Annotated in this window: 18 protein-coding genes and 2 pseudogenes; 1 reads left to right on the top strand and 19 read right to left on the bottom strand. The window is 49.8% G+C overall.

The features are described 5' to 3' along the window. Positions 1–82 precede the first annotated feature (82 nt). The 12 genes from ADU23_RS20200 to ADU23_RS20145 form a co-directional block, all read right to left on the bottom strand. Positions 83–2,335 (bottom strand): transglutaminase TgpA family protein, encoded by a 2,253-nt coding sequence (locus ADU23_RS20200; protein WP_053375381.1) that lies wholly within the window; start codon positions 2,333–2,335, stop codon positions 83–85. Further along, positions 2,332–3,579, bottom strand: a complete 1,248-nt coding sequence (locus ADU23_RS20195) for a DUF58 domain-containing protein (RefSeq protein ID WP_053375380.1) — start codon at positions 3,577–3,579, stop codon at positions 2,332–2,334. Before ADU23_RS20195 ends, ADU23_RS20200 begins: the two co-directional genes overlap by 4 nt. Positions 3,580–3,583: 4 nt before the next feature. Further along, the gene (locus ADU23_RS20190; RefSeq protein ID WP_053375379.1) at positions 3,584–4,540 is read right to left on the bottom strand and encodes an AAA family ATPase; all 957 of its coding nucleotides are present in this window, start codon (positions 4,538–4,540) and stop codon (positions 3,584–3,586) included. A 142-nt stretch (positions 4,541–4,682) separates the two neighbouring features. After that, on the bottom strand, positions 4,683–5,033 hold the full coding sequence (gene spoVAE / locus ADU23_RS20185) for a stage V sporulation protein AE (protein ID WP_053375378.1): 351 nt from the start codon (positions 5,031–5,033) through the stop codon (positions 4,683–4,685). 6 nt (positions 5,034–5,039) lie between these two features. Beyond that, positions 5,040–6,053, bottom strand: a complete 1,014-nt coding sequence (spoVAD, locus tag ADU23_RS20180) for a stage V sporulation protein AD (RefSeq protein WP_053375377.1) — start codon at positions 6,051–6,053, stop codon at positions 5,040–5,042. Between the two features lies 1 nt (position 6,054). Continuing rightward, complete coding sequence (spoVAC, locus tag ADU23_RS20175; RefSeq protein WP_053377740.1) at positions 6,055–6,507, bottom strand: stage V sporulation protein AC; 453 nt, start codon at positions 6,505–6,507, stop codon at positions 6,055–6,057. A gap of 400 nt (positions 6,508–6,907) precedes the next feature. Further along, positions 6,908–8,932, bottom strand: coding sequence for a beta-galactosidase (locus ADU23_RS20170; RefSeq protein ID WP_053375376.1), 2,025 nt, complete (start codon positions 8,930–8,932; stop codon positions 6,908–6,910). A gap of 93 nt (positions 8,933–9,025) precedes the next feature. Next, positions 9,026–10,735 (bottom strand): ABC transporter substrate-binding protein, encoded by a 1,710-nt coding sequence (locus ADU23_RS20165; protein WP_053375375.1) that lies wholly within the window; start codon positions 10,733–10,735, stop codon positions 9,026–9,028. A 74-nt stretch (positions 10,736–10,809) separates the two neighbouring features. Then, positions 10,810–11,703 carry a carbohydrate ABC transporter permease gene (locus ADU23_RS20160; protein ID WP_053375374.1) on the bottom strand — a complete coding sequence of 298 codons (894 nt, stop codon included), beginning with the start codon at positions 11,701–11,703 and terminating at the stop codon, positions 10,810–10,812. 12 nt (positions 11,704–11,715) lie between these two features. Further along, positions 11,716–12,675: an ABC transporter permease gene (locus tag ADU23_RS20155; protein WP_053375373.1), complete on the bottom strand. Its 960-nt coding sequence runs from the start codon at positions 12,673–12,675 to the stop codon at positions 11,716–11,718. Positions 12,676–12,975: 300 nt separating this feature from the next. Next, positions 12,976–14,502, bottom strand: a complete 1,527-nt coding sequence (locus ADU23_RS20150; RefSeq protein ID WP_442950656.1) for a response regulator transcription factor — start codon at positions 14,500–14,502, stop codon at positions 12,976–12,978. Between the two features lie 25 nt (positions 14,503–14,527). Beyond that, on the bottom strand, positions 14,528–16,330 hold the full coding sequence (locus tag ADU23_RS20145) for a sensor histidine kinase (protein WP_053375371.1): 1,803 nt from the start codon (positions 16,328–16,330) through the stop codon (positions 14,528–14,530). Positions 16,331–16,554: 224 nt separating this feature from the next. Between ADU23_RS20145 and ADU23_RS20140 the strand changes: the two genes are divergently transcribed. Then, positions 16,555–17,109: a GNAT family N-acetyltransferase gene (locus ADU23_RS20140; protein ID WP_053375370.1), complete on the top strand. Its 555-nt coding sequence runs from the start codon at positions 16,555–16,557 to the stop codon at positions 17,107–17,109. A gap of 34 nt (positions 17,110–17,143) precedes the next feature. Here the strand turns inward: ADU23_RS20140 and ADU23_RS20135 are convergent, their stop codons facing one another. From ADU23_RS20135 to ADU23_RS20115, 7 genes and pseudogenes are all read right to left on the bottom strand, one after another. Continuing rightward, the gene (locus ADU23_RS20135; RefSeq protein ID WP_053375369.1) at positions 17,144–17,494 is read right to left on the bottom strand and encodes a hypothetical protein; all 351 of its coding nucleotides are present in this window, start codon (positions 17,492–17,494) and stop codon (positions 17,144–17,146) included. 155 nt (positions 17,495–17,649) lie between these two features. Continuing rightward, complete coding sequence (locus tag ADU23_RS20130; RefSeq protein ID WP_053375368.1) at positions 17,650–20,481, bottom strand: glycoside hydrolase family 3 C-terminal domain-containing protein; 2,832 nt, start codon at positions 20,479–20,481, stop codon at positions 17,650–17,652. Positions 20,482–20,486: 5 nt separating this feature from the next. Then, a complete protein-coding gene (locus ADU23_RS34295) occupies positions 20,487–20,771 on the bottom strand; it encodes a glycoside hydrolase family 95-like protein (protein ID WP_442950655.1) in 285 nt (94 codons plus the stop codon). A 24-nt stretch (positions 20,772–20,795) separates the two neighbouring features. Then, positions 20,796–21,986 (bottom strand): annotated as a pseudogene (locus ADU23_RS34290) (glycosyl hydrolase family 95 catalytic domain-containing protein); the annotation flags it as partial. Positions 21,987–22,091: 105 nt separating this feature from the next. Beyond that, positions 22,092–22,871 (bottom strand): annotated as a pseudogene (locus ADU23_RS34285) (glycoside hydrolase family 95 protein); the annotation flags it as partial. A gap of 294 nt (positions 22,872–23,165) precedes the next feature. Further along, entirely contained in the window at positions 23,166–24,002 is an 837-nt protein-coding gene (locus ADU23_RS20120) for a sugar phosphate isomerase/epimerase family protein (RefSeq protein WP_053375366.1), read from the bottom strand. A gap of 29 nt (positions 24,003–24,031) precedes the next feature. Further along, complete coding sequence (locus ADU23_RS20115; RefSeq protein WP_053375365.1) at positions 24,032–25,111, bottom strand: Gfo/Idh/MocA family protein; 1,080 nt, start codon at positions 25,109–25,111, stop codon at positions 24,032–24,034. Positions 25,112–25,233 lie beyond the last annotated feature (122 nt).

The raw sequence follows: 25,233 nt of genomic DNA, 5'->3' as shown, positions 1-25,233 counted from the left end.
ATACAAACCAAATTTGTTGCAAAAAAATACCGCTGCCAATTTCACTGGCGCGCGGTATTTGTTCAAATTATGGCGAATAATGTTACCTGAGCTGATCAATTAATGATTTCACCTTCAGTACAAAACGATCAGCTTCCTCGTTCGTTGCCATGATCGGGCTATACTTGGCTTGTTCAAAACGGTCTAGCACCGTTTTAAAGTCATCGCGCAGCCGCTTCTGGCTTTGCGACCAGCGCATAACGGCCTCCCGCAGCGTTTCATGATCCTCGCGCTCCATGCCGCGTTTCTTGCAAACGCGAAGCAGCTTCTGCGTCTCCAGTACAATTCGGTCATTGGAGGTGTAACTGCCATGACGGAGCTTGCGGAAGAAAACAATAACTTTGGTGCGCCTGACGAACAGCCAAACCGCTGCAACTACAGCAAGCAGCGCTACTGCGCTCCATGTCCAAATTCGCGCATTCGATTTACTTGCCGATTGGACCGATTCAGTCGAAGCTTCCGTATCCGTATCAATCTCAGGCAAAACTTCCTTCTCTTCTTCTGCGAACGAATAAGGGAATGAGAAGCCAGCCGTCGCTTCAAAGGGAATCCATCCGAAGCCTTCAAAGTAGATTTCTACCCAAGAATGGGCGTCGGAATTGCGTACCATATAGGTGCCGGCTCCGCTAGGATTAACATCCTCCCTGAATTCGGTAGGTGGACCGAAGTCGCTTGCCGGAAGCGCGCCGGGAGCGAAACCTTTAACCCATCTAGTAGGGAGACCAAGGCTTCGCGCCATTACCGCCATCGAAGTGGAGAAATAATCGCAATAACCTTCCTTTAGCTCAAACAAGAACTGGTCAACAAAGTCTGATGTGGAGCCTGTAAGCTTCGTTTCATCCGGCTTATTGTTGTAGTTATAATTGAGCCTTAAATAAGTTTCCAGCAACTTGGCCTTATCGTAATCATTGGTTGCCTCAGCAGTTACGTCCATCGCTAACTGCTTTACGCGATCTGGCAGCGTATCCGGCACTTGCAAATAATAACGATTGCTTGCCGCTTCAGCTTTATTCGTCCATCCAGCTTTAGCTTTTTTGAGCAGTTCCTCGTCCAGAACAGGCACGGAGGAGGTGACCGAGTAGGTTTTCGGATAGATACGGTTTTTCATTGACCAATTCAGCAGCCTCAGCTCATTGGTATCAGGCACCCAAATATAGCCAGTCGGAATTTCCTTCTGGTCATCGTTGATCCAGTTCACCTTCGTAAGCGGTGCGGCAGCGAACAACACCGGATACGTATCCTTGCGAATCATCGTAACGATTTGATTGATTTCTAACGTTCCCGCCACGGGTGGCTCGTCTAACGAGGAAAGCACTTGCCCCTTCTGCACGCCGGTAACGCCTCTTTCTGATTGCCCAACTTCCGCGTTTACCCAGCCTTCCCCTGTATAGAAGTTTTTCGACTCCCCGCGCCAGTAGCTGCGATGCGATGTGGTAACCGTCATCATCGGTGAATAATCGTACTCGAATCCTCCGCCGAGTTTTTGATCATTTCTGCTGTAGCCGGAGCTCGCGCTTGCCGTACTTCCGGGAGTGACCGAATCTGCCCCTTTATCGCCAAGAAATACTTCTACCTTCTCGCCCTTCGATTCCTTCCAGATCGTATATGGATCCTGCAAAATCGGAGATAATGACGGCATGTTCAGTCCGACAATCATAAGCACTGATAGTACGAGCGCAATTGGCAATATTAATTGAAGCGGATATTCAATAAGCTCCTTCCAGCTGTTCGGATGCTCCCGCTTCAGCCTCGACATATGGCTTGCCACAAGCCATAGCAGCCCAATGAATACGACCATCCCTACCTCATCCCATAGCCAGATTGGCGTAAAGGAATCCGCTATGGTCAGAACCAGTATGCTTACCCCAACAAACCCGAACATCCGAATCCGTGTGGTCGTCCAAATGCCAAACAAAATATGCAGCAAAAGCAGCGCGGCGCTTATCCAAATATAAGGGTTCAGCTGTACGACATGCGCTTGCAGCCACCAGATCCATTCATCCCAGCGCTGCGGGCTCGCAACAAGCCAATCCATTCTGGCTAATTGGGTTGTAATAAAAATGGCTGTGCATATTTTAAGAACTAGGTTCAAATATCGGAAACGAAGCGGCAGCAGCACATCGATGGCGGCAGCTGCAAATAACGTATAATATGCGATTTCGTATGTCTCGTCCCACCAATAGCCCTCAAATATAGAAATCGTATTCGTCAGGATAATAGCGATAAAAATAAATCTCAGCTTCTCATACCAGTCAGCCGTAATATAGCTGCCGATCGATTTTAATACTTGCCTCATGCAATTCCACTCCCTTCCAGAGCGGCTGGGAGCTCCTGCAGCTGACGAATTTCAAATACCGGCCATCCGCGTTCACGCATCATAAGCTTCCAAGAAGTATTATGGCTTAACCGATCAACCGAGGAGGAGATATGAAGCATGCAAGGCGTAATGCCTTTCCGGGAAAGCCATTCCATGCTCCGAATGATATCGGCGCCAACGTCAGGTGTAACGACGACGGCGAAGCTTCCGGACTCAAGGATGGAATCCGCACGCGCAAGCGACGCATAAAGCGGCCGAGCTGCATCCGCATCAACGAAGGTTAAGTGCTTCATAAGCAAATTCCGTTGATCGAGGCCTGCTTTGGGCGGAATCATCGTCATCGTCTCGCCTATCGATAGCAAGCCCATCGCGGTATCGTCCTTCAAGCCATTTTCGAGCAGCGAGGCTGCCGCAGACACGGCAAGCTCAAAACGCGTCGCGAGCTCGCCGCCATAGGCATCAGGATGGCGATCGAGAATGACAACCGTACGCGGGAGCGATTCGCGCTCAAATGCTTTTGACTTCCACTCGCCGGTCTTTGCCGTCGCATTCCAATGAACGCGCGATAAGCGGTCGCCGTACAAATATTCGCGGACACCGTTAATTTGCGTCGTCTCCTTCGCGGAACGAGAGGCGATGGCATGGGAATAAGGACCGCGTATGCCTCGTTGGATCCCATTCCACTGTCTAAGCGGAACGGTCTGCGGCAACACGTTAAATACCGTTTCGGTTCCAAACCGGCCCGAATGCTCAAACAAACCGAATACATCATAAGACAAGCATTGCGTATGCGTGAACCGGTACTCCCCGCGCTGCAAGGGCGGCGTCTGATAGGCAACCTGGCCTGCGCGCTTCCAATTCGGAACAAAGGAGGTCTCGAACGCAAGCCGCTGCCCGTTATGACGCTGCAGCTGATCTCTTACGATGACATAAGGAAGCGGATAAAAGCCTGGAATCTTCACATGCAGATTCACATCGAGCGAGCTCCCGGCAGATAATGATTGGTCAAGGGCGGACGAGCCCGGTGCTGTATAGCTTCTGCTGCCCGATACTTTATTAATGCCGCTCCATCTGCCAAGCACCAAGTAGATGAGCAGTAAATTTAAAATCATAAAGAGCATGATCGCGGTTTTGCCGCCTTGGAATAAAAAATAAAAAAGACTGGTCAAATAAATAATAGCGACAAGCTGCCACCGCAGCTTCGTAGATTTAACCGCTGTCATCGGACTAACGCTCTAGCCGAACCGGCACTTTCGTGGACTGAATCACCTGCGAGATGATATCCTCCGCTTTCAGCCCGTTCATTCTAGCTTCCGTTCGTAGTAGCAGTCTATGCGACAATACGTATGGAGCAAGCTCCTTTACATCGTCAGGAGTCACGAATTGACGCTGCTGGATGTAAGCGCTCGCTTTAGCGGCACGCGCCAGCGCCAGTGCCGCTCGGGGGCTAGCACCAAGCATGACGCTGCCATGCTCTCTAGTTCCTCTTATTAGGCCTACCAAATATTTTCCGACAGCCTCATCGATATGAACCTGCTGCACTTGATCCTGTATATGGATCATATCATTGATGTTGATCATCGCCTCAATTCGATCGGACGGATGTATTCCTTCATTAGATAACACCATTTGCTGCTCATCGGATTCGCTCGGATAACCGAGTGACAGCTTCATCATGAATCGGTCAAGCTGCGCCTCAGGAAGCGTATACGTGCCTTCGAACTCAATCGGGTTTTGTGTAGCAAGCAGAACGAACGGGCGCGGCAGCTCGTACGTATCTCCGTCAACCGTCACATGCCCTTCCTCCATCGCCTCAAGCAAAGCGGACTGCGTCTTCGTAGTCGCACGGTTGATCTCATCGGCGAGCAATATATTAGCCATCACTGGACCTGGACGAAATAAAAAGGTTTCTTGCTTGGGATGATAGATGGAAACGCCAGTAATATCGGTAGGAAGCAAGTCCGGATTGCATTGAATGCGGCGGAATTGGCCGCCGATTGATTTTGCCAGCGCTTTCACTAATTGTGTCTTGCCTGTGCCCGGCACATCCTCTAATAACACGTGTCCGCCTGCAATAACGGCGATGAGCAATCTTTGGATCTCTTCCTGTTTGCCAAGGATACAAGATTCTAAGTTTCGAAGAATAGTAGCGCATAATTGCATGTCTGCAGGACGAATATCCATTTCATAACCTCCCAAAATAACGCCTAAGTTCATACTCAATACTACTATTTTACAGTACTTCCTTTGGTGTGCACAAACTTTTTCGCTACAAAAAAAATTGGAAGATCCTACAGGATCCTCCAATTTGAAAATATAGCAATGGCTATCCTTTAGGCCTGACCACGAGGGCAGCCAGAAAGGAGAAAATGATGGCCGCCGATATGCCGGCGCTTGTTACTTTGAAAATACCGGATATTACCCCGATCCAGCCTTGATCATGCAGTTCGGTTAAGGCTCCGTGAACGAGCGCATTACCGAAGCTTGTAATCGGTACGGTAGCTCCCGCTCCAGCGAACTTGACCAATGGCTCATATAAATCGAAGCCGTCTACGATAGCCCCAATGACGACTAACGTCGACATCGTATGCGCCGGCGTCAGCTTGAGAACATCAAACATCAGCTGACCGATTACGCAGATCCCTCCGCCAACCAGAAACGCCCACAAAAAAATCATGCCGTCTTACCCCCCTTTTGCACTTATTGCCACCGCATGCGCAATGCATGGAATACTCTCGCCTTGCTGGAAGGAGAGCGGAGATAACAATGCGCCGGTAGCAACGACCAATATTCGTTTCAATTCGCCTTTCTTGATCCGCTTAAGCAAATGACCGTATGTGACAACCGCGGAACAACCGCAGCCGCTGCCGCCCGCTTGAACCTTCTGCTTCTCAACGTCATATACCATAAGGCCACAATCGCCGAATACCGTATCGTCCATCGGCACGCCATTTTGGATCAGCAGCTTCTTCGCGATCGGATGCCCCACACCGGCTAAATCGCCCGTTACGATTAAGTCATAATCTTTTGGCTGCCGTCCCGTATCGTTAAAATGGGCTTGGATCGTATCGACCGCTGCCGGCGCCATTGCCGCTCCCATATTAAAGGGATCGGTGATGCCCAAATCGATGACCTTCCCGATCGTAGCGCACTCCACGACCGGCCCATCGCCTTTATCGGCTATGATCGCTGCGCCCGCGCCTGTTACCGTATATTGCGCAGTCGGCGGCTTCTGAGAGCCATATTCCGTCGGATAGCGGAACTGCTTCTCAGCCGTACAGTTGTGGCTGCATGTTCCGGCTAGCACATGGCTTCCTCCGCCTGAATTGACCACAAACGAAGCGAGCGCCAGCGACTCCATGGAAGTGGAGCATGCACCGAACAAACCGATATAAGGAACGCCGAGCGACCGGGCGGCAAAGCTGCTGCTAATAATCTGATTCATTAAGTCGCCGCCAAAATAAAATTGAAGCTGGTCACGCTCGATGCCGGCATTTTGTATGGCGAATTCAGATGCTTGCTCAAGCAGGAGCCGCTCCGCCTTCTCCCAGCTCTTCTGCTGCATATCAAGCTCGGGATGGACAAGATCAAAGTCAGCTGCCAGCGGCCCTTCACCCTCGTCAGGACCGACTACTGTCGCTTCGCCAATAATTACCGGGCGTTTCTCGAACCACCATGTCTGTTTCCCGCGCAGCATATTATTGACCCCCAGTGCCAAGTATGAGATGGGCAATACCGACGAAGAAAGCCGCCACCGTACCGTAAACAATAACGGAGCCTGCCAGCTTGAACATATTGCCGCCAACGCCAAGCACAAGGCCTTCGCTGCGATGCTCTAGGGCAGCCGAGCACATGGAATTCGCAAATCCTGTTACAGGAACGGCGGAGCCGGCACCGGCCCATTGCGCGATTTTGTCATACACGCCTAAGCTCGTTAAAATAACAGAGATCAGAATAAGCGTTGCAACCGTCGGGTTGCTTGCCGCTTCCTCGGTCATTCCCATTCCGTGTACAAAAAGCTCTTGAATACATTGTCCCACCACGCATATCGCACCGCCAAAAACAAACGCCTTCAAGCAATTCCCGAGAATCGACCGTGGAGGCTCCATCGTTTTGGCGAAGGATTGATATTCCTTTGGCGACATCGACATTTTTTTATAATTGTTTTTGCTTTTGCTTTTTACAGCCACTGCAGCATCCTCCTATTCCGCTACGGCTTCTCCCTATGCGCGAACTCGAAGCTCCGTAACCGTTATGCTTTCTTCTCGTTCATTATTTGTAATAGCAGGAAGCAATATTCCAGCAAAAAAAAGGATTGCCCGGACTAATGATCTAGTCGCGGGCAATCCTTCATTCAAAAACATATCGCAAACAATAAAAGGACAAGTAAAACGTACAATATAAGCACAAGTATGCTCATTAAATAGCGTTGCTGCCGCTTCGTGGACACAAGCGCTGCTCCCCTCATACCGGGCATTTATCTACAGTATATGCCAAACACCTAGTGAAGGAGCCTATCCCGTGCGATTAAGGTGGGCAAATGCTTTGCATTTACTCTTCAACAATCATGACGCCTTTCGCTGCCAAGCTGTAAGTCCCGCTTACAAGCTCGCCGGTCAAGAGCTCATTGCGAGGCCGTGCGCCAAGCTGCAGTTCGGCAGCTTCTGAATTATGGTTCAAAATAAAGGTAAACGATTGGCCGTCCTTGTTCCGGCGGGTTACCTCGACTCCTGCAGGAGCATCCAACAGCGGCTCGATCCCTTTTTCCTTGCAAATGTTCGTTAGAAGCGATTGAAGGAAATGCTGGTCAGGGCTGGAAGCGATATACCATGCTTCTCCTTCGCCGAATTTATTGACCGTTACAGCAGGCATCCCTTTGTAGAAATCAGAGCCGTACTCCGCGACAACCTCAGCGCCTTCTGAATGAATGAGATCGCAAAGCAGGCTGCACGTGTAGGTTCCGCTTAACGCGCCGTCTGCTTTTCTCATCACCATTTGATTTTGCTGGCCAGGCAGCAAGGCATCGATTTCCTCCGCCCAAATGCCGAGCACTTTGCGAAGCTTGCCTGGGTAACCGCCCGTCGTGACAAGATCACTTTCGTTAACGATGCCGCTGAAGAAGGTGGTGATGAACGTTCCGCCGCGCGCGACAAAGGCTTCAACCTTCTCGGCAAAGCCCGGTTTGATCATGTACATAACCGGAGCTATAACGAGATCATACTTCTCAAGACTTTCTTCCACGCTGATCATATCGGTTTGAACGTTCAGTTCAAACAGCGCGTCGTAATATTTATGAACCTCGTCCACATATTTGAGCGCTATGCTTGGGCCGCTCGACAGTTCTACTGCCCAGCGGTTTTCCCAATCAAATACAATTGCAGCTCTCGCATCAATACGCGAATCAAGCAGCTTATCCGACAGCTTGGTAAGCTCATGACCAAGCTCCGCGCATTCGCTGAAAACGCGCGTATGCTCGTGGCCTACATGCTCAATAACCGCGCCATGGTACTTCTCGCATGCTCCGATCGAGCGGCGCAGCTGGAAGAACATAACCGTATCGGCGCCGTGCGCCACCGCTTGATAGCTCCACAGCCGCATGACGCCTGGACGCTTCAGCGCGTTATAGGCTTGCCAGTTTTGCTGGCTTGGCGTTTGCTCCATTAGCATGAAGGGCTGGCCGCTCTTCAAGCCGCGCATCAAGGCATGTGTCATCGCGGTATAGCTGACCGGAGTATCAATCGAAGGATAGTTGTCCCATGACACCACGTCCATATGCTTGGCCCATTTAAAATAATCAAGCTCCGGGTATGTCCCCATTAGGTTAGTCGTAATTTGTATGTTAGGCGAATGCTTGCGGATTTCATCATGTTCAATCAAATAGCAATCCAGCAACGCATCCGATTGAAATCTGCGGTAATCAAGCGAAATGCTTTGGAAGTTGGTACGATTGCCGCCCCATTCCTCGCTAAGCGCATTCGGAGGGACAATTTCATCCCAGTCATAAAACGTATGGCCCCAGAAGCTCGTATACCATGCTTTATTTAGTTGCTCAATCGTGCCGTAGCGTTGTTGCAGCCACGCCTGAAAGGCGTCGGCACAGTTGTCGCAATAACAGTAGCCGCCATATTCATTGGAAATATGCCAAGCAACAAGCGCTGGGTGATCCTTATAACGCTCAGCCAATTTGCCGGCGATCAGCTTCGAATATTTGCGGTATGCCGGACTGCTTGGGCAAGAATTGTGGCGACCGCCAAATTTACGCTTGCGGCCCTCATAATCGACGCGGGTTACATCCGGATATCTTTTGGCCATCCATGCCGGATGGGCGCCTGTACTTGTAGCTAAGCAAACCGAAATTTTGTCCTGATGCAATTTATTTATTATGTTGTCCAACTCTTCAAAGTCATACGTATCTTCGTTTGGCTGTATGCGGGCCCATGAAAACACATTTACCGTCGCAACATCAATGTCCGCAAGCTTGAACATGCGAATATCTTCTTTCATTGTCTCATCGTCCCACTGCTCTGGGTTATAGTCGCCGCCGTACCAAATTTTTGGAAGTTTAGAATTGATCATAATTTTTACTGTTCTCCCTTCGATTTTCACCTGATGACAACGAGGGAAGAGAGCTCATAGTATGAGCCCTCTTCATCGCTGCCTATTTTAAACTTATTTCGACCAAAGCGCCACGCGATCTTGTACCATTTTTGTAAATTCAGCGTTCAATTTAGCTACGCCTGCATCCTCAAGATCCTTGAGGAAAGCATCATAGATTTTATCAAAGTCAGCCGGTTTAGCAAGAATCGCTTCAGGAATGCGTTTTTTCATAATGTCTTGCGTTTTTTGGAAAATAACGTTCGCTTGCGAGCCTGTTTCGAACGGAAGCGTCCAAGCTGCGCCGTATTTGCGCTCTGGGAATGCATCGTCAGCAGGCCACAAATCTCTGTAAGTTTTTGCGTTGTATTTCGCAAGCGTCTTCTTGTCTTGCTCCGAGTACGCCGTTTGAATTTGCTCAGGGAACGTCGTCGTGTAATAGTTGCCGGATGGATCCTTCACGCCGTCGCCATAACGAGCCGACAGCAAGTAGTTGCCGATACCTGTCGTTTTCTTAAATGTATTGTTGTCGTTCGACTTCTGAGCTTGGACGTCGGCAGGAATAACGCGTTTGCCGCCTTCAATGTTGTAGTGCTTGCCTTCAATCCCCCAGTTAACAAGTACTTGGCCTTCATCGGAAGCCAGGTAATCAAGGAATTTGATTAGACGAACAGGATCTTTGGCATTCTTCGTGATCCCTATTCCGTAGCCGGAAAGGTATCCCGTGCCTTGAAATGAGTGATCTTGGAACGTGTCATTCAACGTAACAGGGAAACGAGCGTAAGTCGCATTGAATTTGCCTTCTGCTTTCAATGCGTTTTCCGCATCGGCGTAATCCCAGTTTTGGTCGATTAAGCCCAGAACCCGACCAGATGCCACTTTAGCTTTGTATTGGTCGTACTTTTGAACGAAGCTTTCTTTGTCAAGCAAGCCGATATCGTTCATGTGGTTGAGCCAACGGAAATATTCTCTTTCTTCCGGGCGTTGATAGTGCATGATCGCTTCATGCGTTTCTTGGTTAACGTAGAACTCGCCGTCATCCGGCGCCCCTGTTGCGTAGAAAGCAGGGTTCGTCACGGAAATCAAGATTTGCCATTCGCCGCCGTTAAGCGACATGCCGATTGTCGGCTGGCCGTCTGCCGTTTTAGGGTTTTTCTCGATATAAGCTTTGATTGCCGCTTCGTAATCTTGTACGGTTTTGATTTCAGGATAACCGGCTGCTTCAAGCACTTGATGCTGCAGTTGGAAGCCGCCGCCCGCTTCAAAGTACGTTTGTCCTACGCCGTCTTGTGGAAGCATATAAATCGCATCGTCATCCTCGCTCCAGCGAAGGCGGTTGAAATATTCGCCATAAATCTTCTTCAAGTTCGGAGCGTGCTCTTCGATCAAAGGACGAAGGTCGATCATTGCGCCAGCATCAACCAATTTGCCTGCGCTGCCTTTAGGCATAACAAGGTCCGGATAGTCGTCGCTTGCTACCATTAGGGCGAACATATCGGAATCGGTGCCGCCAACAGGAAATTCCTGTTTAATCGTAATACCTGTTTTTTCTTGAATCGCTTTACCTACGTCGGATTGCATGTCATCCCAGTTCGCGTTATTGTCTCCTGATGCTACGCGAATGGTGATCGGTTCAGCCGCTGCGCCTTCGTTCGTCGAATTCGTTGCTTCATTCGTCGTTCCGCTGCCCGTGCCGCTTTCATTATTCGAATTGCCGCAAGCTGTTACGAATACAAATACAAGTGCTAACATCAAGCTTAATGCCGTTTGCATCTTTCTTTTCATCGCTGGAAAGCCTCCCTTTTTTCTTGTGCACGTTGATGATCATGTATATAACAGGAAACCTGCTACTACCAAAATTAGCTTTTTACTGCTCCAAGCGTCATACCCTTCACGAAATACTTCTGAAGGAAAGGATACACCAATAGGATAGGTACGGTAACAACAATCGTAATCGCCATCTTAATGGATTCAGGTGAAACCGATGCGATCGCTTGCTGCGCATTCGGGTCACGGTAATTGCTTCCCGTTTGCGTAGACAGCAGCACCTTCATCAGCTCGTACTGCAATGTCGTATTTTCGGGACTCCTGTTGTTGAACAGGTAAGTGTCAAACCAGGAATTCCAGTGGCCTACCGCAATGAACAAAGCGATTGTCGCAAGCACGGGCTGGCAGAGGGGAAGGATAACCTTCCAAAATATCGTCCAATCATTCGCTCCGTCGATTTTTGCTGATTCTTGAAGCGCGTACGGCAGTCCGTCAATGTAGGAGCGGACTACGAACACGTTCCAAACGCTCAAAATAGCCGGAATGATGTAAACCGAGAATGTTCCGATCAATCCAAGGTTTTTCATAAGCAGGAAGCCAGGAATCAGGCCGCCAGTGAAATACATCGTCAGTGCGAATACGACTGACATCCATCTTCTTGCCTGAAAGTCGGGACGGCTTAACGTGTAAGCCATCATGGAAGCCGATAGAACACCGATTGCAGTACCTACTACCGTACGAATGACAGAGTTTTTAAAGCCGACCAGCAAGCCGTCGAAGCCAAAAATCGTCTCGTAGTTTTTCAAGGTAAATTCCCGAGGATATATGGTCAACCCGCCTCTGACGGTGTCCACTGAATCGTTAAACGAAATCGCAAGTACGTTAAGGAATGGATATAACGTTACAATAGCAATAATTGCCATGAATAAATAAATGAATGTGTCGAATACTTTATCGCCAGTAGCTCTTCTAGCCGTACCTTGCATATGCCCTGCCTCCTATATGATTGATTCTTTGGTGACTCGTTTGTAGATTCCGTTCGCGGTAAACACGAGCAGGATGCTGACGACGGAGTTGAATATACCGATTGCCGTACCATACGAATACCGGCTCATTTGAATTCCGTACTTCAGCGCATACAGATCGAGAACCTCTGAAAAATCGGATACGAGAGGATTGCCCAGCAAAAATTGTTTTTCAAAGCCAATGCTTACTAAATGACCAATGGATAAAATGAACAGGACCATAAAGGTTGTCCGTATGCCCGGCATCGTGATGTGCCACATTTTGCGGAAACGGCCTGCGCCATCTACCGTCGAAGCTTCATATAACTCGGGATCGATACCAGCCATAGCCGCTAAGAAGATAATGGAGTTCCAGCCCATTTCCTTCCACAGATCCGATAAGGTTACGATGCCCCAGAACCATTCGCCCTTAGCCATAAACTGAATTGGCGAATCGATAATATTTAAGTACATAAGCAATTGGTTGACTGCGCCGCCGTCTGTCGAAAGCATCTTCGTCACCAATCCGGCAACGACTACCCAAGATACAAAGTGAGGCAAATACGAAATGGTTTGAACGGAACGTTTGAAGAACTGCCCTCTCATTTCATTTAATAATAGCGCGAAAATGACAGGAACCGTGAAGCCGACGATCAGTCCCATCGTACTCATGGCAAGCGTGTTGCGCAAAACGATATAAAATCGCTCGTCCTGGAACAACTCTATGAAATTATCGAGCCCTACCCACTTCTGGTCCAAAATCGAATTTTTTGGCTTGAAGTTTTGAAAGGCGGTTAACCAGCCCCATACAGGTACATAGCTGAATATGAATATCCAGATAACGAATGGCAATGACATCATATACAAGTAACGCTGCTGAAAAACTTTGAACCAAAACCGGTTCTTTTTGTTTGCGGTCCCTGCTTTAAGGGCACCTTCTGTTAGCGGTTTCATCGCTGCTCCTCCTCGTGTTTTTGCTTCCGGCAAAAACGGCTTTGCAAGCTACTAGTTTGTCTCTCGTAGCTTACCCTCTCTTATCTGTACTTATCATAAACGATGCATGCCACTACCTTGCACCCAACAAATTAGACTTAAAATCATATCAAAATACGCACTTTCAAGCGCTTTCATAACCGATGGTTACAAATAATTTTGCCATAAAAAAGACGCCTATTTATCAGCCAGCTCTAACAGCCAGAAGAAATGGGCGACCTTTTTCCATGCAGCTTTATCCTTTTTATGGCTTCTACTCTTCTATTCAGAGGCCGGCTTGCCAGACACGCTCTTGAAAGAGGAAGGAGAAACACCCTTATACTTTTTGAATTTGCTGTGGAAGTAATCGACATTCGCATAGCCGACCCGCTCCGATACCTGATGCACCTTCAGCCCCTCTTGCAGAAGCTCGATCGCGTGCTGGATGCGCACCTGATCCAAGTAAGTATTAAAATGCTCCCCCGTATAGTTTTTGAACATTTTGCCGAGGTAGCCGCTATTGTAATTAAACAGATCAGCCAGCGTCTCCAGTTTAATGTTCTCGCTGTAGTGACGTTCAATGAAATCCGTCATTTGCTTCATAACGGACAAGCTGTCCGACTTGCCTATTTTCGCTGCCAAATCCGAAAGCCGCTTCCGAAGCTGATCGATCATTTCATCATAATGATGCGCAAGATACAGAGCGGTAACCATCGACAAATCCTCCTGCACGGAAACTCCCGGATTGGACGCGGTCGCTTTGTTCAATACGATTGTAAGCAGCTGAGCCCAGCTTGATTTGACGAATTGCTCCGATATGTCATACGCGCAAATGTGCTCGGAAGCCTCTTGCAGCGCCTTGTCTATCCCATCCTTGCTGCCGATATCGAGCATGTAATAAAGCTTCTGCGCAAGGCTGTCAATCGAAGGCGCTTCGCTTTGGATAGGCTCCTCCGATTGCTTACCATGAAGAAACAATGATGCCAAGTGAATTTGCTGCCCCTGCAGCATAAAGCGCTGCTTCAGCAACCCCCGTACGGCAGGCGTCCAATTCTGCAGCTCACCGGGATCGCGAACCGAATCGCTTGCTGCTGCCGCGAAGCGCACCCTCGCGCCGCAGCATTCCTCGATCCATTGCTTCATTTGCTCTCGCGAGCCATTTTGCAGCAAAAAATCTTTTAGCAGCACCCCAACATAGGGCTCAGCCGAGAAAACAAAGCCCAGCTGCTTCTGCTCGACAATTTCCGCAAGCTTCTTCTTAAGCGTTGCATTCATCGTAAGGGAATGCTCTCTGCTGTAAAGCTCGATTAAAAGCAGCTGATAATATTTTGCCGGCGCTCCTAAGAGCGTTTTCAATTCTTGGGTGCTAGATAGATTCGGGTCAAGCTTGCCCGCAGCAAGCTGCTGAAGCATCTCCTCGCGCAGAAGCATCGTCGATTGTTCCGCATTCAGCTGCTGCTCGGACTGTTTTTGGAGACGGGTGCTGATGCGCTCGACATAGCTCTCCAGCTCATCCTCATCGATAGGCTTTAAGATATAACCGTCTACATTATGCGCTATCGCTTGCTTCGCATAATCAAACTCGGCATATCCGCTCAAAATCAAGAAGTGGCAAACCGCGTCCGTCTTCCTTATTTCCTCTATCGCTTGCAGCCCATCCATGCCAGGCATCCGAATGTCGATGAGAATCAAATCAGGACCAAGCGCCGCATGTTTCTCCACCGCCTCTCGGCCGTTCGATGCTGCTCCAACGACGGCAAAGCCGTATTTGCCCCAATCCACTAACGTCTGCAGCCCTTCTCGAATCATCGGCTCGTCGTCGACAATAAGCACTTTATGCAAATGGATGACCCCCTATCGGAATTTCAAAAGTAATTTGGGTACCAAGGCCCAGCTCGCTCTTAATCGTTAAGCCGTAGCTGTCGCCATAGATCATGACTAGCCGCTGATGAACATTGCGCAGCCCGATCCGGTACTCCTCCTCTTCTTCCATATCATGAAGAGCTTCATTAATTTGATCGATTTTGTCCTCGCCAATGCCTACGCCATTATCGACAACCTCTATGCGGAGCACACGTTCAATCACCTGCGTCGTTAACGAAACGAAGCCGCCCTCTGCCACATTTTCCAACCCATGCACGACCGCATTCTCGATAAGCGGCTGAATAATGAGCGGCGGAACTTCAATTTCCTGTCCGGCTTCATCGATATCAAGGCGGAAGGCCAAGCGATCATTCCCGTATCTGAACTTTTGGATTTCCAAATAGCAGCGTACCATCTCCAGCTCGTCCTTCAGGGCGATTTTACGCGTTCCAACCTCTAAATTGCGGCGAATCATTTTGCCCAGCATACGGACGATTGAAGAGATTTCCGTCTCGCCCTTGATATGCGCCTTCATACGGATCGACTCCAGCGCATTGAACAGAAAATGCGGATTGATCTGGCTTGCCATCATCTTGAGCTTAATCTCTTTTTGCCTGAGCTGCAGCTGCGCCTGCTGTTTGTGCGATTCCGCTACCTCATCCATTAAGCCGCGTATGCTGACGACCATATTGTTAAATTGTTTGGATAATATGCCGATCTCGTCACTGCCTGTCACATTCGAAATGACATTCAAGTCGCCCATTGCGACCTTGTTCAAGTCTTTATTCAAGACGAGCATCCGCTTGGCTAAAATCGCCGAGAAAATATAAATTAACACAAACGCGATAAGCAGACTTAGCATAATGATGCCGAATCCAAGCAAGCTTATGCGATTGGCCCCGCTTACGATGCTGTCAATCGTAAATACGGAGACGATTTTGAGCCCATTGCGGCTTGAATCAGGAAGCAGATCCTCGATTACGATTTTGGATGGCTTGCCGTCATATTTAAGCTCGTAGGTGCCCTTCGCTTTATTTGTTAGTTTACTGGCAAAGTCTAATTCAGATATGTTTTTGCCCACCCATTCAGGGTTTTTGGCGGCAATCATATTGCCGCTATCATCGATGATCATCGTATCGAACGGCTCCTGGCTGATCATCGCGTTCAGCTCGTCTTGGTTAACCCCGATTACCAGCACGCCGCTTGTCCGGTAGGTTGGAAACGTAATTTTTCGAATGAGGCTCAAATATTTCCGGTTGTTCTTCGTTTCGTCGCGAATATAACCCCAATGAATGCCGTCCTCCCCTATCGCTGACTTATACCAAGGCTCCCGTGCAATAGGGTCGGTCAATTTAAGAAATTCCCAGTTATCTAGGATGGTCATATTCGTCGTGTAGAAACGGATGTTGTACACTTCGCTATATAGGTGGATATAGTCGCGAAAATCGCGGTAATCCCAGAACGCTTTGACAACCTCGAAGGTCGAATCGTACTGTGTGTTCACGACATTGGTCAACCGGCTGTCGACGAGCAGCTTATCCGAAATCTCAATCGGCATCCGAATAATGTCCAAGGTCTGTTTCTTGATTCGCTCTACGTTGTTCGTAATTTGCTGGGTTGCCTGGTCGAGTACGTTTTGGCGAAAAGCGACCGTTAAAAATATGCCAACGATAAGCACGGGAACAAATACAACAAGAATAAATGAAAAGATCAGCTTGTTTTTTATGCGTATATTGTTCATCTTGTTGGCGATCGAACTGATCCTAGTTTTCATATCATCTGCTCCCTCCCCTCATTGGGAAAGCGTTTACTTTTTTGTGCAAAGTTCTGAAGCATCCTATATTATAAAGCGGGCATGGGCGCATTCATACATAACTTATTCGTTATTTTATCATATGGAAATTAGACATTGCCCTTCCTTGGCTTCATGTGTTAAAAGTGAATATACGCTGCTAAGGCTGTCAACAGCTACTAACGCCTAAAACTAGGAGGACCTATATGGATATCCATATCAGACAATTATCAGCTGACAATCAAGACGATTGGATCGACATTGATGATAGCTTTACCGTTGATTCTATCCTCATTTTGCATGCAAACCATAATAAAATCGGATATACGGTAAAAGAGATTCCCCGTTATGAGAAAAGCTACTCCAGTGATCCAAACGAAGAAACAACGGACTCTGACTACTCGGCGTACATCGCTAACCCGAATCAAATCGTATATCTAGCGTATCTGGAAAATAAAGCGGTTGGCCAAATCATTTTGAAAAAACACTGGAACCATTACGCCTATATCGAAGACATCAAGGTGGACAAGCAATCCCGAAGATCTGGCGCTGGCCGCCTATTAATCGAACAGGCTAAGCAATGGGCGAAGTCCGCTGGCTTGCCGGGCATCATGTTAGAAACGCAAAACAATAACGTCAGAGCGTGCAAATTTTATGAAAGCTGTGGATTTGTTATCGGCGGTTTTGATTCCTTTCTATATAAAGGTCTTGATGAGAGCAGCAATGAGATTGCAATCTTCTGGTATTTCACGTTTGAGTAGCTGAGCCGCATGCAAGCGCAAAAAACCGCTCTGATCAGAGCGGTATGCGGTACGATGAATGTTTTTCGACGACATGCTCGCCTTGGTTGTACAACCATTGGAAGGTAAAGCGGTCGCCTGTATACCCCGTCTTGCTGCGTATATCCGGAGCAATAACCGTCTCGAAATGTTCCAAAATAATTTGCTCCATCGAGGAAAGACGCTCCTCATTCGCCTCAAGCCGCTGCTCAGCCTCTTCATCCGATTGGGCAGTCTGAGAGAAGTAGGCAAACGCTGCCTCCCTGTCGCTGATCGAATCCGGCAATGGATGCCCCGAGCCTCGAAATACTTCCTTCACCGTATCGATCCAATCCTTATACAAGTTAATCTCGATTTCATTCTTCACTGCAACTAGCTCCTCTGCCAATGTTCTATGCTAGTTTAAACAATAAAGCCGTTTTTCGGAAAATGCAACCGCAGCCGCGCAAAAAAACGGAGCTGTCCAAGGCCCGTATTGCAGCTTTGAACAGCTCCGTACATTCGTATGAATGAAAGCTAACCTTATTGAATGTGAAAATAGGATAGCTTAACGCTTCCCGTCAAGCCGATAACCAGATCGCCCTCAGGCTTCATGGTGGACAAGTCAATCCGAACGGTTTGCCATTGCTGCTCGCCGCTCGCCGCGACGGTGCAAGCGCCGATTGCTGAACGAACCGGGCTGCCAATCGTAACCGATAACGAGCCGCCCTGTTCCCCGCCGCTGACGCGTGCTTCCAAAACCGAAGAGCCGTTTGACCAATCGATATCCTTGAACGCGATCCAGCCTTCGGATTGCGATAGCCGGACAGCCGTGCCCCCCTCTTTGCTCTCGTCCAAATAAACATGCGCATAATCATCATAGTTCTCTGCGCGAGTTTGCAGCGATAAATTGCGCTGCGGAATCGTTTCTCCCACTATCGTGATGGTGGCAGACACTTTAACGTCATCGGAGGAGCCGCCAGCCGCAAACGTATATGCAGCACTTTCAAGGCAGAACCGGCCACGCGTTACATCCCAAATCGCAAGCTCTTCCGCAGGGACAATGATTTGCACATCCTTTGTCTCTCCTGCCTGCAACGTGATCCGCGTAAAGCCAACAAGCTTCTTCAGCGGGCGCTCAACCCGCGAGCCTTCCGTACGGACGTACAATTGCACGACCTCATCGGCGATAACGGCAGACTCGTTCGTTACCTGCAGCTTAGCGGTTACGCTGCCTTCGATGTTAGCCGCGTTATTTGTTAATTCAAGCGGGCCATAACGGAATGAACCGTAGCTGAGGCCGTAACCGAACGGGTACAAAGGCTCGCCGTCAAAATACAGGTACGTTCTTTTGCCCTTCAAAATGTCATAGTCCATCAGGTCCGTCAGCTGCTCCTCGGATTTGTACCAGGTCATATTAAGGCGTCCTGCGGGCGAATAGTCGCCAAAGAGCACGTCTGCGACGGCGTTGCCGAGCTCTTGCCCCGCATGCGACAAGTAAACAATCGCCGGTATTTTCTCATTAACCGCGTTCAGCGCAAACGGATAGCTGCCGATGACGACTACGCTCGTGTTAGGATTAGCCGCGAATACAGCGCTGATTAGCTCGTTTTGCGATGCCGCCAAATCAAGGCTTGGGCGATCGACCTCTTCCTTGCCGTTAATGAGCGGATTGTTGCCGACGAAGACGATTGCCGTTTCGGCCGCTTTCGCTGCCGCAACCGCCTCAGCGATGCCGTCCGTGATAACATCCTTCGTGAACAGCTCGTTAGTCCCAATCTCAGAAGCTTCTGTAATTTGCAAGGAATCCGCACCGCCGTTCGGAGCCGATACCAGCTTGCCGTTCCACGTCCGAATCGCAAATTGATTGCCTGGCTGCTCGTCAAGCTTGAAAACTTCCTTCACATACCAGCCAAATGCTTCGGTTGCCGATGCTGCGATATTGACATCATCAGCGCTTGTAAGCAGCTTGCCGGAGGTTTTGCTCTCTAGCGTGAAGCTGCCCCAGCCCCAATCGGTAACTTCAAACGTCTCGCCAGCCGCTTCTTCCGATTCGCCGGCCTGCAGGCGGCTTTCAGCGTTCGTTGAAGCTTGCAGCGCTTTGCCGCTTGCAGCCGATTTCAATACAACGCGGTCGTTGCCGCTGCTGTACGAAACGGATTTGCCGGCGAGCTTGCTCTTAACGCCTTCAAGCGGCGTCACTTTGTATGGAAGCGAACCGGAATACCAGTCGCGGTATACGGCATCGGCAAGCGGCCCGATAACGGCTACGCTGTTTAGCTTTTCTTTGTTTAGAGGCAGAATACTGCCTTCGTTTTTCAGCAACACGATCGACTCTCGCGCAGCTTGCAGCGACAATTCGCCATGCTCAGGCGCGCAAAGCTTCGATTCCGGTACGTTGGCGTAAGGATTTTGCCCCGATGGATCAAACTCGCCCAACCGGAAGCGTACGCGGAATGTGTTGATGAGCGCTTTGTCCAAATGCTGCTCCGTCAGCAGCCCTTCTGCCAGTGCTTCTCGGATCGCGGCGCATGATTTCTCTTTATCATCCGTGATGCTGTCAATGCCGGCTTTGATCGCATGCGCCACCGCATCCTTGTAGGAGTCGTAATAGTGATGGTCATTGACGATTCCAAGCAAGTCGCCTGCATCGCTTACGATGAAGCCGTTCATGCCCCATTCCTCTTTCACCACTTTATTTACATCCTCATGCAAAATCGTCGGCGTACCGTTGACCGAGTTGTACGAGGTCATCATGGAATGCGCGCCGCCCTTCACGAACGCCGGCTTAAACGCAGCTTGATAATACTCCTTCATGTTGCGCGGGTCGATGCTCGCCGAGCAGCTGCCGCGATTTATTTCATTGTTATTGCCGATAAAATGCTTCAAGGTCGCAACCGCTTTGAAGTAAAGCGGGTGATCGCCTTGGATGCCCTGCACGAGCGATGCCGTCAGCTCGCCTGTCAGCTTCGGATCCTCCCCGTAAGCCTCCTCCGTCCGGCCCCAGCGCGGATCACGCTCCATATCGACCGTTGGCGCCCATAACGTCAAACCGTTAATGGCCGGATTGCGCTGAAAGTAAACGCGCGCCTCGTCGCCAATGACCGAGCCCACTTCCTTCAGCAGCACGGGATTCCACGTGCAGCCAAGCCCGATCGGCTGCGGGAACGTCGTCGCTTCGCCCAGCCACGCCATGCCATGAGCCGCTTCTGTTCCATGCTTATATGGTTTTACGCCTAATCTCTCGATTTCCGGCTGATATTGCACCATCGATTCCACTTTCTCATCCAGCGTAAAGCGAGATACAAGATCGGTTACCCGCTCTTCTAGCGGAAGCTCTATATTTTCAAAAGGAAAACGTGTATTGGTCGTCATTATGGTTACTCCCCTTCTTTGGTTGTTGTCGTTAGGCTGTACCATTCATTTTTGATTGTTGGGAATGGCCTAGTTGCATCAATTGTTTTGCCCTTGGAAGTATGAACGATAATCGCTTCTTTGGAACTTAGGCTGCACGGCAAACCATGCGTAGAGAGAATGCGGCCGCTCGTCAGCTTTCCGTCCTTCCACTCGATATCAACGACAAAGCCGCCTCTTGCCTTAATCCCTTTAATATGGCCGCTCGGCCACGCAGCCGGAAGTGCCGGCAGAAGCTCAATGCTGTTCAAATGGCTTTGCAGCAGCAGCTCGGCAATGCCTGCGGCTCCGCCAAAGTTGCCGTCAATTTGGAACGGCGGATGATCATCAAACAAATTCGGATGCGTCGAGCGCGCAAGCAGCGTATGAATGAAGCGGTAGGAGGACTCTGGCTCCTTCAGCCGCGCATACAGATTAATGAGCCAAGCACAGCTCCACCCCGTATGTCCGCCGCCGTTCTTAATGCGGCTCTCAAGCGATAGCCGCCCTGCTTCAACGAGCTTCGGCGTTTCTTCCTGATTAATCGTCGTACCCGGATATAAGCCGTATAGGTGCGAGACATGGCGATGACCCGGCTCATGCTCCTCAAAATGCTCATGCCATTCCTGTAGTAATCCGTTAGGTGCAATCTGCAGCGGCGGCAGCTTGAGCCTTGCAGCGGCGAGCCGCTCCGCAAAAGCTTCATCCTGCTTCAGCAGGCTTGCAGCCGCAATGCAGTGATCAAACAATTCGCCAATTAATGTAATATCCATGGCAGACGATTCCGCTACGCTGCTCGGTTCGCCTTCGGAGGTTAGAAATTTATTTTCCGGCGAGGTAGAAGGCGAGGTCATAAGCAGCCCTTGCTCGTTCTCCTGCAGCCAGTCCAAGCAAAAGAGCGCTGCCCCTTTCATAAGGGGATAAGCTTTCTCCCGCAAAAAATGTTCGTTCGGATTATACAAATAATGCTCCCACAAATGCTGCGTCAGCCATACGCCGCCAAGCGGCCAAAACGCCCAGCTTGGATGTCCCGCTGTTGGGGTTGATGTGCGCCACAAATCAACATTGTGGTGGGCTGCCCAGCCCGAGCTGTTGTAATGAATCGCAGCTGTTCGCGCGCCTGACTCGCTTAGCTCCTCAATAAGCTGGAACAACGGTTCATGGCATTCGCTCAAATTGCCAAGCTCCGCGGGCCAGTAGTTCATCTGCGTATTTATATTTGTCGTATAATCGCTGTTCCAAGGCGGCTGCACCCGGTCATTCCAGATGCCTTGCAGGTTAGCCGGCTGCGTTCCAGGACGTGAGCTTGCCATCAGCAAATACCGGCCATACTGGAAATACAACGCTTCCAGCTGCGGATCTTGCTCGCCTCTTTTATAGGCTTCAAGCCGCTCGTCAGTAGGCAGATGGGCATTAGGCGTTTCCCCTAATTGGATCTCTACGCGCTGGAACAAACGGCGATGATCGTCAACATGGCGCACGCGCAACTTTTCATAGCCAAGCGATAGTGCCGCTTTCAGCACGAGATTGTTTTGCATGCTAATGACGTCCGCGTTCGCTTCTGGCTGACGATCAAAACCTTCAAAGCTTGTTGCCGCGCTGAGCAGAAAAGTAGCGGAACGAGCGCCGCGAATCATTAATTGCTTGTCGCCGTTAACACTGGCCTCGCCGCCATCCACCTTCACAGCAAGCTTCGTTTGAAACGTAATGCCAAGGTCCCTTTCATACTGGACTGCCCTCGGATGATCGCCCAAATAATTGTCCGCGACATGGCTTGGACAGCGTCCGTGCAGCACAATAGAATGGTTGTCTTGTGAGGCAAGCTCGAACGGAACGGACGCTTGCAGCGATGCGGTAAGCTCCAGAAGCTCGTCTCCATCCGCTTCAAATCTTGTGCAAAGCACTTGATCGACTGCGCTGACAAACGTCTCGCGTGTATACGTGGTTCGTCCGAGCTTGAAGCTTGTCATGGTGATGCCCGCGTCAATGTCAAGCTTGCGAATATAACTTTCAGGCTGATCGTTTTGTTGTGCAAAATGGTGCTCTACAAACCAATCGCCCATCGGCTGATACGATTCGGTATTAGTTCCGAGCATTTTCGCCTCAATGAGCTGCTCAGCCTCTACAAACCGCTTCTCCGCAATCAGCTCCCGCGCACGCTTCAAATAACGGAGCGCTTCGTAATTATTGGTATCGCGGGGAAAGCCCGACCAAAGCGTATCTTCATTTAATTGAATCCGTTCCTTATTCACGCCGCCAAATACCATGCCGCCTAATCGGCCGTTGCCGATCGGCAGCGCTTCTTCCCATCTGGTAGCCGGCTGCTTATACCAAAGATGCAGCGGATGTATCTGCTCTGCCTTATTTGCCATATTATCGGTCTCCTGTTTAAAAAAACGGTTATTATCCATCATAACGGATTCCCCTTCTCGAACAGTACCCATCAGATTTCAAACAAAATCATATGTAAATTAGCGCTTGCTTGCGGCAATGGTTATTTTTGTTGGTTTTTAGGGAGGTTGTCTGTGAATCGTTGCATGGGAGAAATGGCGCATGCGTTACACCATGGTCGCACGATAAGCACGCGTCTATGGCAATTTCTGCTGCAAACTAAAAAAATGGCTGAGCTGCCTTTACCAAGCGCTCAACCATTTTTAAGTTCCGTTCTATAGGCCTGCTGCGCCAAATACTTTATCGAAGCCGGCTTTGGAGCGCTGAACGAGCTCTTCCGGCGATTGCGATGGAGCCTCAGCGGTCAAAATCTCCTGCGACACCGCGCCCTTATAGCCGATACGATCAAGCGCTTGAAGGAAGCCCACAAGATCAATAACGCCTTCGCCCGGATAGATCCGGCCATTGTCGAGCGCTTCTGCTACTGGCACGTCTGGCGCGTCATTAATATGGACATGCACGATTTGATCGGCGCGAAGCGCTTCGATATCAGCAATAGTCAACTCGTTCGTATACCAGTGGTATGCGTCAAACAACAGCCCTACGTTGCTCTCGCCAATCGCGTCGATCCATTCCAGCGTCTCCTCAATCGTCCAAATGAACGGGTTCGCCCAGCGTGTACGCAAGTGATGCGGACCAACAAACTCAAGTCCGAGGCGTATGCCATATGCGCCAAGAATTTGCGCGCAAGTACGCAATCTGCGTGTTGCCAATGCCATAAAGCGAGCGGCCTTCAAATCCGTGGAAGGCAAAATATACGTGCAGCAGCTCGTGCATCCAAGCGCAGCTGCGGCTGCGGCGGAAGCAGCAAGCTTCTCCAAACCTTCCAGAAACGCCTCTTCCGTCGTTCTCCATTCTACCGGCAGCCCGATTGAACCAATGACCACGCCGTTCTTTGCAAGCAGCTCGCGTGCCTGCTCTACCCCATGACGCTCGATCAGCGATCCCGCATCCAAATCCACAGCCTGAAAACCATTTGCCCCAGCAAGCTCAATAAGGCGTTCATCACTTTCTATGCGGCCCAGCCCTGCGCCGGTTAGTCCTCTTAACATGCGGTTTCCTCCTTATTCCTTCAATTATTTTAGTTTAAATTCCAATCCAGCTTCACTTCGTTGCCTGTGCGGGATGATTCATAAATCGCATCAAGCACAAGGTTGTTCGTAAATCCAGTTAAAGCGGAAGTAATCGGCTGCTTGCCTTCCCGAATGCAAGCAAGGAAGTGGCGGCTTAGACGCGCGCGTTCCCCTTCATCGTTGTCGGCTTTGCGAAGCACCGTTTCGATCGGACGGTCAAACTTCTCCGTAAGCAGCTTGCCTTCGGCACCGCGGTAGCTGGCGCCGCCTTCCGAACCCATCACATGAATGAACGGCGTATTGTCCGTATCCATATGAACTGCCCAGCTGACTTCCAGCGAAAGCGTGCTTCCGTCTTCCATTTTGATCAAGGCCGTTGCCAAATCCTCGACATCATAAGTACCGTTCCAATTCGGCGTTCCCCAAGTGCCAATGCCTTTGCGGCTTGGACCAAACTCGGCATAGGTTGCCCCGTAAACGGATACCGGCTTTGGATTGCCCATCAAGTACAGCGCTAGATCAAGCATATGAACGCCGATATCGATAAGCGGACCGCCGCCAGATTGATCCATTTGCGTAAACCATGTGCCCCAGCCTGGGATGCCTTTGCGGCGGAACCAGCCGGTTTTTGCCGTATATATTTTGCCAAGCTCCCCGCGGTCGATTTGCTCTTTAATTTGCATCGGCACCGATTCCCAGCGCATTTGATGGCCGACCATGACAACGCGATCGGAAGCTTGGCTTGCTTTCAAAATTTGACGAGCCGCATCGCCGTTGATTCCCATCGGCTTCTCGAGCAGGACATGCTTGCCAGCCGCCAATGCTTGCAGCGCAAGCGGCGCGTGGAACTGGTTAGGCACGCCGATAATAACCGCATCTATGTCAGAGCGCTGAATCAGCTCCTCTGGCGAATTTGCTACGTTTGCGATGCCGTATTGCTTCGCGCGCTCTACAGCAAGCGGCAAATAAGCATCCGTAATTGCCGTAATGACGCACTCTTCGCCCAGCTTCGAAAATTCACCTGCATGCACATTACCGATATTGCCTGCGCCGATAATGCCGATTCTAATTTTATTGTCAACGGCCACTGAAATTCCTCCTAATGAGTTGGATAACAAAGCTTCCTTCGCAAGCATTTGCTTTCGCTAACGCTTGATCTCGTTATTTATGTTAAAATAAACGGGATCAGAAATCGTGCTTGTTTTTCGAT

The organism is Paenibacillus sp. FJAT-27812 (genome assembly GCF_001273905.1).
In the GTDB taxonomy this organism is placed as follows: Bacteria; Bacillota; Bacilli; order Paenibacillales; family Paenibacillaceae; genus Pristimantibacillus.
The sequence above is the reverse complement of the archived record's forward strand: the minus strand, read 5'-3'. Positions and strand labels throughout refer to the sequence as shown.